The organism is Roseicyclus sp. (assembly GCF_052168335.1).
GTDB lineage: Bacteria > Pseudomonadota > Alphaproteobacteria > Rhodobacterales > Rhodobacteraceae > Roseibacterium.
Genome location: NZ_JBQLZP010000340.1, coordinates 1 through 12,701, shown reverse-complemented (window position 1 = coordinate 12,701; position 12,701 = coordinate 1). Strand labels below are relative to the sequence as shown.

Sequence of the window (12,701 nt, the reverse complement as noted above, 5' to 3'; positions counted from 1 at the left end):
AAACTGTTCCATGCAGACCACCACGCTGTCCTTCGACAACATGCACGAGCACGGCGCGCTGTTCCCCAATATGCTGCGCGCGCGCCACCGCACCTTCATCGAGACGAAGAACTGGGATCTTCCCGCCGAGGCGGGGATGGAGTTCGACCAGTACGACACGGCGCAGAGCCGCTGGTGCTGCGCCCACGAGAACGGCCGCGTCATGGCGGGCGTGCGGCTCACGCCGACGACGGCGAAGTGCGGGATCTACAGCTACATGGTGCGCGACGCGCAGCGGGGCCTGCTCGACACGATCCCCGGCAACCTGCTGTGGGACACGGCGCCGGTCGCGCCGCATATCTGGGACGCCAACCGCCTCTTCGTGGTCTCGGACGTGGACCAGGCGATCCGGCGGCGCGTGCAGATGTCGATCATGGGCGAGATGATCCGCTCCGCCCGCGGCCTCGGCGCGACGGTCCTGATCGGCCTCCTGCCCACGCTCATCCCGCGGCTCGCCCGGCGGCTCGGGATCGACATGGCGCCGGCGGGCCCCGAGATGGACTTCGACGGCGTGCCGCACCGCTGCTACTTCGTGTCGATGGCCACCAAGATGCATTGAGGGTCGGCGCCGTCGGCACTAGGCTCGGGCGCGCGATGGCGGACCTCTTCGACACGGCGGGCGGGGCGGAGGAGGCGCGGACCGGCAAGGGTCCGCGTCCGCTGGCCGACCGTCTGCGGCCCCGGCGCCTCTCGGAGGTGATCGGGCAGGGCCACCTGCTCGGCCCGGAGGGGAGCCTGCGGGTCATGCTCGAGGGCGGCTCGCTGCCCTCCCTGATCCTCTGGGGTCCGCCCGGCGTCGGCAAGACGACGATCGCACGGCTTCTCGCGGAGGAGACGGACCTCCACTTCGTCCAGATCAGCGCGATCTTCACCGGCGTTCCCGACCTCCGGAAGGTCTTCGAGGCGGCGCGCCTCCGCCATGCGAACGGGCAGGGGACGCTGCTGTTCGTCGACGAGATCCACCGTTTCAACAAGGCGCAGCAGGACGGCTTCCTCCCGCACATGGAGGACGGGACGATCCTCCTCGTCGGTGCCACGACCGAGAATCCCTCGTTCGAGCTGAACGCGGCGCTCCTGTCGCGCGCGCAGGTGCTGGTGCTGGAGCGGCTGTCGGAGGACGAGCTCGCCGCGCTGATGGCGCGGGCGGAGGCGGAGATCGGCCGCGCCCTGCCGCTCACCGAGGAGGCGCGCCACGCGCTCCTCGGCATGGCCGACGGCGATGGCCGCGCGCTTCTGAACCTGGTGGAGCAGGTTGCGGCCTGGCAGACGCCCGCGCCGCTCGACGCGGGCGCGCTGGCGCACCGGCTCCAGCGCCGGGCGGCGCAATACGACAAGTCGGGCGAGGCGCACTACAACCTCATCTCCGCGCTGCACAAGTCGGTGCGGGGCTCGGACCCCGATGCCGCGCTCTACTGGTTCGCGCGCATGCTCGAGGGCGGCGAGGACCCGCGCTACCTCGCGCGGCGGATCACGCGCATGGCGGTCGAGGACATCGGCCTCGCCGACCCGGCGGCGCAGCGCCACTGCCTCGACGCCTGGGAGGCCTACGAACGGCTGGGCAGCCCCGAGGGGGAACTCGCTCTGGCCGAGGCGGTGCTCTACCTGGCCCTCGCGCCCAAGTCGAACGCGTCCTACGTCGCCTACAAGGCCGCGCGGGCGAGTGCGCGGTCCACCGGCTCGCTGCCGCCGCCCAAGCACATCCTGAACGCCCCGACCAGGATGATGAAGGAACAAGGCTACGGCGCGGGCTACGAATACGACCACGACGCCGAGGACGGGTTCTCGGGCCAGTCCTACTTTCCCGACCCGATGAGCCGGGCGCAGTTCTACGAACCCGTCGAGCGCGGCTTCGAGCGCGACCTGAAGAAGCGGCTCGAGTGGTTCGAGGGGCTGAGGAAGAAGCGGCAGCGTTGACAATGCCCCGCGCCGCCCCCATTCCCCGCCCATGATCGCCCCCGTCCTCCAGGTCGCCCTCGGCGGCGCCATCGGCGCCGTGCTGCGCTACGCCACCGGCGTGGGGCTCGTGCGGCTGTTCGGGCAGACGCCGTTTCCGCTCGGCGTGCTGACCGTCAACGTGATCGGCTCGCTGGCGATGGGGCTCTTCATCGGGCTGGCCGCGCAGCGGGGGCTCGCGCATCTGTCGCCCTTCGTCGCGACCGGCATCCTTGGCGGGTTCACCACCTTCTCGGCCTTCTCGCTCGAGGCGGTGACGCTGTGGGAACGGGGCGCGCTTGGCCTCGCCGCGCTCTATGTCACGGCGAACGTCGTCCTCTCGATCGCGGCGCTCTTCGCGGGCCTCGCCCTGTCGCGGAGCTTCGCATGAGCGGCGTGCAGAATGTCACCGTCGCGGCGGGCGAGGGGGACCAGCGCCTCGACCGCTGGCTCAAGCGGCGCTTTCCGCAGCTCACCCAGGGGCGGATCGAGAAGGCCTGCCGCAAGGGCGAGATCCGCGTCGACGGCGGCCGGGTCAAGCCCGCGACGCGGGTGGAGGCGGGGCAGTCCGTGCGCGTCCCCCCGCTGCCGGACGAGGCGCCTCCGCCCCCGCCCGAACGCCCCCGCATCTCGGAGCGCGACGCCGAGATGATCCGCGCGGCCGTCCTCTACCGCGACGACCACATCATCGCCCTGAACAAGCCGCCCGGCCTCGCCACGCAGGGCGGCAGCGGGCAGGAGCGCCATGTCGACGGCCTTGCCGAGGCGCTCAGGTTCGGCCTCGAGGAGAAGCCGCGTCTCGTCCACCGGCTCGACCGCGACACCTCGGGCATCCTGCTGCTTGCCCGGACCCGCGAAAGCGCGAAGGCCCTGACCGAGGCCTTCCGCGCGCGGGACACCCGCAAGATCTACTGGGCCGCCGTCGCGGGCGTGCCGCATCCGCGCATGGGCACGATCCGCTTCGGCCTCGTGAAGGCGCCGGGCCACGGCAAGGGCGGCGAGAACGAAAAGATGCGGTGCATCCACCCCGACGAGGTGGACCGCACGCCGGATGCCAAGCGCGCCGTGACGGATTACGCCGTGCTGTCGGCGCTGGGGCAGCGGGTGAGCTGGTGCGCGCTCGTGCCCGTGACGGGGCGGACCCACCAGCTCCGCGCGCACATGGCCGAGATCGGGCATCCGGTCGTCGGCGACGGGAAATACGGCGGCTCGGGGCAGGAGAACCTCGGCGACGGCTGGGGCGCGCAGCTCGGCGGCGAGATCAGCCGCAAGCTGCACCTGCACGCGCGGTCCCTCACGCTGACGCACCCCTTCACCGGCGGGCGGCTGCACCTGACCGCGCCCCTGCCCGAGCACATGGCCCGCACCTGGGCCGCGCTCGAGTGGCACGCCTCCGACGTGCCCGAAGACCCCTTCGCGGAGGAGGAATGAGCGCGCTTCGCCTCGTCGTCTTCGACGTGGACGGCACCCTCGTGGACAGCCAGGCGCATATCCTGGCGGCGATGGAGCGCGCCTTCGCCGAGATCGGGCACCCGCCGCCGCCGCGCCCCTCGATCCTCGGGATCGTCGGCCTGTCGCTGCCCGTCGCCATGGCGCGGCTGGCACCGGGGATGCCCGACCGGGTCGGCACGCTGGTCGAGGCCTACAAGGCCGCCTTCGCCGCGCTCCGCGCGGACGACCGGGGCGCCGCGCTCTCGCCGCTGTTCCCCGGGGCGCGGGAATGCCTCGCCGCGCTGTCGGCCGAGCCCTGGACGCTCCTCGGGATCGCCACGGGCAAGTCGCGCCGGGGTCTTCTGCATCTCTTCGACCTGCACGGCTTCGGCGAGGTCTTCCAGACGGTGCAGGTCGCCGACGACCACCCGTCAAAGCCCCATCCCGCGATGCTCGAGGCCTGCCTGCGGGAAACCGGGGTCGCGCCTGCGCGCGCCGTCATGGTGGGCGACACGACCTATGACGTGGAGATGGCGCGCGCGGCGGGCATCGCCGCCATCGGCGTGAGCTGGGGCTACCACGCGCCCGACGCGCTGCGGGCCGCCGGTGCCGGGATCGTGATCGACGACATGGCCGCATTGCCCTCGGCCATCGAAACGGTTCTACAGGCGGCATGACGGGCTGGAAGGCGAAACGCTTCTGGAAGGACGCCACCGTGGCCGAGGGGCCGGGCGGCTGGCACGTGCTGCTCGATTCGCGGCCCGTCCGGACGCCCGCGAAGGCCCCGATGGACCTGCCGACCGAGGCCATGGCCCGCGCCGTCGCCGAGGAATGGGCGGCGCAGGAGGTCGACATCGACCCCCGCGCGATGCCGGTCACGCGCTCGGCCAATTCGGCCATCGACCGTGTCCATCCGCAGCACGACGAGGTGGCCGCCATGCTCGCCGCCTATGCCGAGACCGACCTCCTCTGCCACCGTGCCGAAAGCCCGGAGGCACTTGCCCGCCGCCAGGCGGAGGGCTGGGACCCCTTGCTGGACTGGGCGGCGGAGGTCTTCGGCGCGCGCCTTTGGGCGACTGCCGGCATCCTTCCCGTGGCCCAGCCCGAGGCCTCGCTCGCCCGCCTCCACGACGTTGTTCGGCAGACCGACGCCTTCCGGCTCGCCGCGCTCCACGATCTCGTCACGCTGTCGGGGTCGCTCGTCCTCGGCCTCGCGGTGTCGCACGGGCGGCTTGAGCCCGCCGAGGCGTGGGGTCTCAGCCGGATCGACGAGGACTGGCAGATCGAGCAATGGGGCGAGGACGAGGAAGCCTCGGAGGCCGCCGCGCGCAAGCTTGAGCAATTCCTCCACGCCGACCGTTTCTGGAAGCTCGCGTCGCAGGGCTGACGACGACTTGGCCGCAGCGCCCTGTTTTCCGCACAAATTTCGGGCGGCTGGCTGCAAAACGTGCAATAATGGTGGTTACGCAAGGTCAAATGCGGAACTGTTCCCCTTGACCAGTAGGGAAGTAATTGCCCATTTTGCGGGCGGTGAGGGGCAAAAAATCCCTCACGCGAATTCCAAATTGCCCACGGGGCACAACTCACGAAGCCCAAAGGGCCGTCCATCAGGAAGAGGTAAACATGAAGAAGACAGTATTCCTCGGCACGCTCGCCGTCGCCGCAGTCGCTGCCGGTGCAGCCGCTGCGCAGTCGACGCTGCAGCAGGTGCAGGACCGCGGCACGCTGCGCTGCGGCTCGAACGAGGGTCTCGCAGGCTTCGCCGCGCCCGACGCGAACGGCGTGTGGAGCGGCTTCGACGTCTCGCTCTGCCGCGCCATCGCCGTTGCGACGCTGGGCGACGCGCAGGCCGTCGAGTTCGTTCCGCTCACCAGCCAGACGCGCTTCACCGCGCTCGCGGCCGGCGAGGTGGACGTCCTCGTGCGGAACTCCACCTGGACCTTCTCGCGCGACACCGACCTCGCGCTCGACTTCATGGGCGTCAACTACTACGACGGCCAGGGCTTCATGGTTCCGCGTGACCTCGGCGTGGCCTCGGCCACCGAGCTCGACGGCGCGACCGTCTGCATCCAGACCGGCACGACGACCGAACTCAACCTCGCGGACTTCTTCCGCGTGAACAACATCAGCTACGAGCCGGTCCCGGTCGCCACCAACGCCGAAGGTCAGCAGCAGTACCTGGCGGGCGCCTGCGACGTCTACACCACGGACGTGTCCGGCCTCGCCGCCACCCGTGCCACCTTCGAGAACCCGGCGGATCACGTGATCCTTCCGGAAATCGTCTCGAAGGAGCCGCTCGGCCCCGTCGTGCGTCATGGCGACAACGAGTGGGGCGACATCGTCCGCTGGACGCTGAACGCGCTGATCGCCGCCGAAGAGTACGGCGTGACCTCCGCCAACGTCCGCGAACTGGCCGCCGCGCCGACCGCGAACCCGGAGATCAACCGCCTGCTCGGCACCGAGGGTGAACTGGGCGCGATGATCGGCCTGTCGAACGACTGGGCCGTCAACGTCATCGAGGCCGTCGGCAACTACGGCGAAGTCTTCGAGGGCAACATCGGCGAGAACACCCCCGTCGGTCTCGCGCGCGGCCTGAACGCGCAGTGGACCGAGGGCGGCCTGCTCTACTCGCCGCCGTTCCGCTGATCGAGTGAACGAGGGGTCCGGGCCAGTCCCGGACCCCTTCTTCCATTCCCTGCCCCGAAACAGACGAGCCCGTGCCGATCGGCGGTCGCCCGGTCGGATGACGCTACCCTTACCTCCGGAGTTCGCATGGCCGACGTGACCGAACCACCGCGCGAGAGCTTTCGACTGAGCCAGCTCATCTACGACGCGCGATACCGGTCCCTGACCATCCAGGTCATCGCGGCCATCCTGATCATGCTCCTGCTCGTCGAGCTGATCGACAACACCGTCACCAACCTCGCCGCGCTCGGCAAGGACATCGGCTTCGGGTTCCTCTGGACCACGGCCGGCTACGACATCAACCAGCAGCTCATTCCGTTTTCGTCGCAGGACACCCATGCCCGCGCGGCGCTGGTCGGCATCCTGAACACGCTGCTCGTCGCGGCGCTGGGCTGCATCCTGGCCACGATCATCGGCGTTCTGGCGGGCGTGCTGCGCCTGTCGAAGAACTGGCTCGTGGCGCGCATCATGACATTCTACGTCGAGGCGATGCGGAACACGCCGCTCCTGATCTGGATCCTGATCGTCTTCGCCGTGATGACCGAGGCGACGCCCCAGCCCCGCGCCTTCGCCGAGGGCGGAACCGCCTCGATGATCCTCTGGGACAGCGTCGCCATCTCGAACCGGGGCGTCTTCATCCCGCGCCCGATCTGGGGCGAGGGCTCGGGCTTCGTCATCGCGGTCTTCCTGATCTCGGTCGCCGCGATCTTCGTCTTCCGCCGCGTGGCGCGGAGGCGGCAGGAGGCCACGGGCCAGCAGCTCCCGGTGCTCTGGGTCTCGCTCGGCCTCTTCTTCGTGCCGGCGCTCCTCGCCTATTTCATCATGGGCCGCCCCGTGACGCTGGAACTGCCGGAGCTCGGCGGCTTCAACTTCTCGGGCGGCGTGCAGATCCGGAACTCGTTCATCGCGCTCTGGCTGGCGCTGGCGCTCTATACATCGGCCTTCATCGCCGAGATCGTGCGTTCGGGCATCCTCGCGGTGTCGAAGGGGCAGACCGAGGCCTCCTTCGCGCTGGGGCTTCAGCCCAACCGGACGATGCAGCTCATCATCCTGCCGCAGGCGCTCCGGGTGATCATTCCGCCGCTGATCTCGCAGTACCTGAACCTGACCAAGAACTCCTCGCTCGCCATCGCCGTGGGTTACATGGACGTGCGCTCGACGCTCGGGGGGATCACGATCAACCAGACGGGGCGCGAGCTCGAGGGGATGCTGCTGCTCGGCATCTTCTACCTCATCACCAGCCTGATCATCTCGGCGCTGATGAATGTCTACAACTCCAGCGTCAGACTGAAGGAGCGCTGAGATGAGCGGGACCCACGCCCACAGCGTCGCCTTCTCGCGCGACACGATGCTGCCCCCCGCCGCGCCGCCGCCGGGCGAGACCGGCGTGCTGCGCTGGATTCGCGAGAACCTGTTCTCGTCCTGGTCGAACGCGCTCCTGACGATCGTGTCGATCTACCTGATCTGGACGATCCTCGCCGCCATCCTGCCCTGGACGCTCTTCGGCATCTGGGACGCGGGATCGCTGAGCGAGTGCCGCGCCATCCGCGACGAGCGCGGCCTCGAGACGGCCGCCTGCTGGGCGGTCATCAACGAGCGGTGGCTCCAGCTGCTCTTCGGGTTCTACCCGACCGACGACCGGCTGCTCGCCTCGCTGTTCTACGCCGACCAGCTCGCCGCCGCTGGCGGGATGGAGGCCGTGTTCGGGCCGGGGTCCAACTCGACGGCCCGCATCCAGTTCGTGGGCCAGATGAAGGCCGAAATCGGCAACTTCGTCATCTTCTTCGTCGGCTACTGGCGGCCGCTTCTGGCGCTGGCGCTGCTGGTCGTCGCGGTGGCGCCGATCCTCTATTCGAGCCTGCCGCGCAAGCTCCTCCTGTTCTCGCTGGCCTATCCCTTCGTGGCGGTGTTCCTGCTCTGGGGCGGGTCGGTCTGGGGGCCGGTGCTGGTGGCGGCGGGTCTCGTGGTGGCGGGCCTGGTCGGGCGCATCGTGACGGCGCAGGCCGGGGCCATTCTGGGGCTCATCGCCGGCATCGTGGCCTTCCTCGCGATCTTCCTGAACCCGCTGCCGTTCCTGAACACCGGGGTCTTCCCGCTCCTGCCGCACGTGAAGGGCCTCTTCGACGCCGCGCTGCCGATCGGGCTGCCCGCGATCGCGTCGGACGACTTCGGCGGCTTCATGCTGGCGATCATCATCGGCACCTCGGGGATCGTGCTGTCGCTGCCGCTGGGCATCGTGCTGGCGCTCGGGCGGCAGTCCTCCATGCCGATCATCAAGTGGGTCTGCGTCTCCTTCATCGAGGTGATCCGTGGCGTGCCGCTGATCGTGTGGCTTTTCACCGCGTCGCTCCTCCTGAACTACTTCCTGCCGCCGGGCACGAACTTCGACCTCCTCCTGCGGGTCATCATCATGGTGACGCTCTTCGTCTCGGCCTACATCGCCGAGGTGGTGCGGGGCGGCCTCGCGGCGCTTCCGAAGGGCCAGTACGAGGCGGCCGACAGCCTCGGGCTCGACTACTGGAAGTCGATGCGCCTCGTGGTTCTGCCGCAGGCGCTGAAGATCTCGATCCCGGGGATCGTGAACACCTTCATCGGCCTCTTCAAGGACACCACGCTCGTCGTCTTCATCGGCCTGCGCGATCCGCTCGGCCTCACGAACGCGATCCGCGCCACCGGCGAGTGGAACGGGATCTACTGGGAACTCTACATCTTCGTGGGGCTCCTGTTCTTCGTCTTCTGCTTCTTCATGTCCCGCTACTCGATGTATCTCGAGCGCAAGCTCGCCACCGACCGCCGCTGAGGAGACCAGCCATGGCCGAAGTCCAGACGTCCCTCGAGGACCGCCAGATCGACCGCTCGCAGATGAAGGTCTCCGACGAGGTGGCCATCGAGATCTCGGGGATGAACAAGTGGTACGGCACGTTCCACGTGCTGCGCGACATCAACCTGACCGTCCAGCGCGGCGAGCGGATCGTGATCTGCGGGCCCTCGGGCTCGGGCAAGTCGACGCTGATCCGCTGCATCAACGCGCTCGAGGAGCACCAGAAGGGCAGGATCGTCGTGGACGGCACGCTCCTGTCCTCGGACCTCAAGAACATCGACCGCATCCGCTCGGAAGTCGGGATGGTCTTCCAGCACTTCAACCTCTTCCCGCACCTGACGATCCTGCAGAACTGCACCCTCGCGCCGATCTGGGTCCGCAAGACCCCGAAGAAGGAGGCCGAGGAGACGGCGATGTACTTCCTCGAGAAGGTGAAGATCCCCGAGCAGGCGCACAAGTATCCCGGCCAGCTCTCGGGCGGGCAGCAGCAGCGCGTGGCGATCGCCCGCTCGCTGTGCATGCGGCCGCGGATCATGCTGTTCGACGAGCCGACCTCGGCGCTCGACCCCGAGATGATCAAGGAGGTTCTCGACACGATGATCCAGCTCGCCGAGGACGGGATGACGATGCTCGTGGTGACGCACGAGATGGGTTTCGCCCGTCAGGTGGCGAACCGGGTGATCTTCATGGACCAGGGCCAGATCGTCGAGCAGAACGAGCCCGAGGAGTTCTTCCTGAACCCGAAGTCGGAGCGGACCAAGCTGTTCCTGAGCCAGATCCTCGGGCACTGAGGGGGCGCCGGGGTTTCACGCCCCTGCGGGGCGCGACCGGGGAAGGGCCGCAAGGGGCATCGAGCCCCTTGCGGCCCTCGGCCTTTCGGCCCTGCGTATTGGTGGAAAGATGAAGGGCCGGGCTCAGTCCGGGTCGGGAAGGTCGCGCGGGATCGCGAAGTCCGCGACGCGGCCCGTGCCGGGCGAGATCTCGGCCCAGTGCGGCGCCTCGAAGTCGAGAACGAGGGTGGCGCCGGTCGGGTAGAGGCCGAACTTCTCGTGCGCGGGCGGGGTCTGGCAGAGCGACCGGGCGAGCGAGCCGATGCCGGGATTGTGGCCGATGACGGCGAGGCGCGGCGCGTCGGTGTCGCGGATCGCGTTCAGCATGTCGGCGGGTGCGGCGAGGTAGAGGCCGCGGGTGAAGACGGGCTCGGGTGCGCGGGGCAGGTTCGGGGCGATCAGGGCCCAGGTCTCGCGGGTGCGCAGCGCGGTGGAGCAGAGGACGGCGTCGGGGACGAAGCCCCGGTCGGCGAGCCAGGCGCCGATGCGGGGCGCACTGCGCCGGCCGCGGGCGTTGAGCGGGCGGTCATGGTCGTCGACGGCGGGATCGTCCCAGTCGGACTTGGCGTGGCGGATGAGGACGAGTCTCAGGGTCATCGCGGGCGCTCGTGGCCGGGGGCGGGTCAGCGGTGGAACCGGCTCATGTGATACGCCGACTGCTCGGGCACTCGACCATAGGTGCGGCTGACGGGGCAAGCCCTTCGCACGGCGCAGCCGCGCGTCATGCAGTCCCGGCCCTCGACGGTGTCGAGGAAGCCATGGCAGGCGGTCGTGTCGTAGCCCCCGGCCGTGAGGGCGCCGACGGGGCAGAGGGTCAGGCACGGGCGCGCGCAGGTCGCGCAGGGCGGCGCCCCGGGCGGCGGGGGCAGCGCGATGCGCCGGCGGAGGCCGATCGCGCCGCGATAGGAGACCATGAGCCCCGCCGTGTCGTGGACGAGGAAGCGCACCGGGCTCTCCCAGGCGCGGCCGGAGCGTTTCGCCCAGGCGATGAAGGGGTGCCAGGGCGGGCCGGCGAAGGGAAAGAGCGCCTTGCCCCCGAGGTCGCAGGCCATGCGCCCGATGACGCGGCGCGACCAGCGGTCGAGCGGATCGGGCGCGCCGTCGGTGAATTCGCGCTGGCCCGTGACGTGGGGCCAGAAGCCCGGCCCGGCGGGCCCGAGGAGGAGGAGCGTGGCGATGCCGGGCGGTGCGCCGTCCCCCGGGTCCGGATGGAAGGCGCCGAAGATCTCGAGGCGGTGGGCGGCGGCGCGCGCGGCGATGGCGTCGTGCTCCGCGCCGTCCTCAGGCACGGATCATCGAGCCCGCGCCGTGGTCGGTGAAGAGCTCGAGCAGGACCGCGTTCGGCACGCGGCCGTCGACGATGGTGCAGGCGCGGACCCCGTTGCGGACGGCGAAGAGCGCGGTCTCGGTCTTGGGGATCATGCCGCCGGAGATGGTGCCGGCGCGCGTCATCTCCTCGACCTCGGCGGCGCTGAGCGCGGTGACGACCTGGCCCGAGGCGTCCTTGACGCCCGCCACGTCGGTCAGGAGGAGGAGGCGGTCGGCCTTCAGCGCGGCGGCGATGGCGCCCGCGGCCGTGTCGCCGTTGATGTTGTAGGTCTCGCCGTTGCGGCCCGCGCCGAGCGGCGCGATCACCGGGATCATGTCGTCGCCGAAGAGGTTGAGGAGGACGGCGGGGTTCACCTCGGTCGGGTCGCCGACGAAGCCGAGCGCGGGATCCTCGGGGTCGCAGGTGATGAGGCCCGCGTCCTTGCCGGAGAGGCCGACGGCCTTGCCGCCCTCGGCGTTGATCGCCTGCACGATGCGCTTGTTGACGAGGCCGGAAAGGACCATCTCGACCACCTCGACGGTGGCGGCGTCGGTCACGCGCTTGCCGTTCACGAACTCGGAGGTGATGCCGAGCTTGCGCAGAAGCTCGTTGATCATCGGGCCGCCGCCATGGACGACGACCGGGTTCACGCCGACCTGCCGCAGGAGGACGATGTCGCGCGCGAAGCTCGCCATGGCGGCGTCGTCGCCCATGGCGTTGCCGCCGAACTTCACCACGACGATGGCGTCGTTGAAGCGCTGGAGATAGGGGAGCGCCTCGGAGAGCGTCCGGGCGGTGGCGATGTCGTCGCGGGTCATGTTGCGGGTCTTCATCTTCGCGGGTCCGGGAAAGCGTGGTGCCTCAATAGGCGAGGGGGGCGGCGGAGTGAAGCGCCGCCTTGCGTATTTGAAGAAAGATGAAAGGGTGACCGCCTGTCACAGGCGTTTCGCCCAGTGGAATAAGGGCTTCTTGCCCTTCGGCTGTCTCAGGCCGCCCGATCCGAAACATCCGCCAGACAGCCACCGCGAAATTGCATCGTACGATGACGATGCGGTTTCCTGAAAAGTCAACAGCGAACTGAGGACAGATTGCCGCAGGCTGTCTCGTTTGATTTCAACGGGATGGCTTAGTTGCATCTGCAAGAACCGCTCGATTTCGCCCGGCGCGCGGTCGGCTTGAGTAGCGGGGGACGAAGGGGCTGTGGTAACGTGATTCCACAGTGCCGGAGCCATGGCGGCAACCATGACCCCGGCTGATCTGAAGGCGAGTGTCGCGTACGAAGCAGTCCTCGCTCGCCTTCTCTAGCACCGAGAGAAGGAACTGGCAATGAAGAACACGCACATCCCCGCGCCGCTCGCGGCGCTCGTCGCAGTCACGCCCAAGGAGTGGCTGCTCCCCCCGCTCGAGGTCGCGATCCAGCGGATCGTGGCGCTGAACCCCGAGGGCGACGGCGCCCTGTACGTCGACGGCGAAGCGCCCGCGCCGAGCCCCGTAAAGAGCCGCGACGCGCTGCACCTCTGGTTCGACCGCATGCCTTGGGCGGTCATCGACATCGACGAGCGCGAGGAGGCCATGCGCCACATCGCAGCCGAGGAGCCGGGCCTCTTCCTCGGGTCGCTCAACACGCGTGAGACGGCCCGCTTCCTGATGCGCC

At 69.4% G+C, this 12,701-nt stretch carries 15 protein-coding genes; 11 read left to right on the top strand and 4 right to left on the bottom strand.

What is annotated here, in order from left to right:
• The 10 genes from ACTS11_RS10490 to ACTS11_RS10445 all read left to right on the top strand — a co-directional run.
• The coding region (locus ACTS11_RS10490; protein WP_442640260.1) for an acyl-homoserine-lactone synthase at positions 1 to 598 on the top strand (598 nt) is incomplete at its 5' end.
• A gap of 35 nt (positions 599 to 633) precedes the next feature.
• Positions 634 to 1,953, top strand: a complete 1,320-nt coding sequence (locus ACTS11_RS10485; RefSeq protein WP_442640259.1) for a replication-associated recombination protein A — start codon at positions 634 to 636, stop codon at positions 1,951 to 1,953.
• Between the two features lie 31 nt (positions 1,954 to 1,984).
• Positions 1,985 to 2,362, top strand: a complete 378-nt coding sequence (crcB, locus tag ACTS11_RS10480) for a fluoride efflux transporter CrcB (RefSeq protein ID WP_442640258.1) — start codon at positions 1,985 to 1,987, stop codon at positions 2,360 to 2,362.
• Complete coding sequence (locus ACTS11_RS10475) at positions 2,359 to 3,402, top strand: RluA family pseudouridine synthase (protein WP_442640257.1); 1,044 nt, start codon at positions 2,359 to 2,361, stop codon at positions 3,400 to 3,402. Before crcB ends, ACTS11_RS10475 begins: the two co-directional genes overlap by 4 nt.
• The gene (locus tag ACTS11_RS10470) at positions 3,399 to 4,079 is read left to right on the top strand and encodes an HAD-IA family hydrolase (protein WP_442640256.1); all 681 of its coding nucleotides are present in this window, start codon (positions 3,399 to 3,401) and stop codon (positions 4,077 to 4,079) included. Before ACTS11_RS10475 ends, ACTS11_RS10470 begins: the two co-directional genes overlap by 4 nt.
• Positions 4,076 to 4,789, top strand: a complete 714-nt coding sequence (locus ACTS11_RS10465) for an ATP12 family chaperone protein (protein ID WP_442640255.1) — start codon at positions 4,076 to 4,078, stop codon at positions 4,787 to 4,789. Before ACTS11_RS10470 ends, ACTS11_RS10465 begins: the two co-directional genes overlap by 4 nt.
• A 236-nt stretch (positions 4,790 to 5,025) precedes the next feature.
• Positions 5,026 to 6,048: an amino acid ABC transporter substrate-binding protein gene (locus ACTS11_RS10460; RefSeq protein ID WP_442640254.1), complete on the top strand. Its 1,023-nt coding sequence runs from the start codon at positions 5,026 to 5,028 to the stop codon at positions 6,046 to 6,048.
• 126 nt (positions 6,049 to 6,174) lie between these two features.
• Positions 6,175 to 7,389, top strand: coding sequence for an amino acid ABC transporter permease (locus ACTS11_RS10455; RefSeq protein WP_442640253.1), 1,215 nt, complete (start codon positions 6,175 to 6,177; stop codon positions 7,387 to 7,389).
• A gap of 1 nt (position 7,390) precedes the next feature.
• Entirely contained in the window at positions 7,391 to 8,887 is a 1,497-nt protein-coding gene (locus ACTS11_RS10450) for an amino acid ABC transporter permease (RefSeq protein ID WP_442640252.1), read from the top strand.
• 11 nt (positions 8,888 to 8,898) lie between these two features.
• Positions 8,899 to 9,699, top strand: coding sequence for an amino acid ABC transporter ATP-binding protein (locus tag ACTS11_RS10445; RefSeq protein ID WP_442640251.1), 801 nt, complete (start codon positions 8,899 to 8,901; stop codon positions 9,697 to 9,699).
• Between the two features lie 123 nt (positions 9,700 to 9,822).
• On the opposite strand, the gene ACTS11_RS10440 is transcribed toward ACTS11_RS10445, so the two are convergent.
• From ACTS11_RS10440 to ACTS11_RS10425, 4 genes are all read right to left on the bottom strand, one after another.
• Complete coding sequence (locus ACTS11_RS10440) at positions 9,823 to 10,335, bottom strand: SixA phosphatase family protein (protein WP_442640250.1); 513 nt, start codon at positions 10,333 to 10,335, stop codon at positions 9,823 to 9,825.
• A 26-nt stretch (positions 10,336 to 10,361) separates the two neighbouring features.
• On the bottom strand, positions 10,362 to 11,027 hold the full coding sequence (locus ACTS11_RS10435; protein WP_442640249.1) for a ferredoxin: 666 nt from the start codon (positions 11,025 to 11,027) through the stop codon (positions 10,362 to 10,364).
• A complete protein-coding gene (gene argB / locus ACTS11_RS10430; RefSeq protein WP_442640248.1) occupies positions 11,020 to 11,880 on the bottom strand; it encodes an acetylglutamate kinase in 861 nt (286 codons plus the stop codon). The genes ACTS11_RS10435 and argB overlap by 8 nt, the downstream gene beginning before the upstream one ends.
• Before the next feature lie 102 nt (positions 11,881 to 11,982).
• Positions 11,983 to 12,279 carry a hypothetical protein gene (locus ACTS11_RS10425; RefSeq protein WP_442640247.1) on the bottom strand — a complete coding sequence of 99 codons (297 nt, stop codon included), beginning with the start codon at positions 12,277 to 12,279 and terminating at the stop codon, positions 11,983 to 11,985.
• Positions 12,280 to 12,373: 94 nt separating this feature from the next.
• On the opposite strand from ACTS11_RS10425, the gene ACTS11_RS10420 reads away from it, so the two are divergent.
• Positions 12,374 to 12,701: hypothetical protein (locus ACTS11_RS10420; RefSeq protein WP_442640246.1), on the top strand; the 328-nt coding region annotated here is incomplete at its 3' end.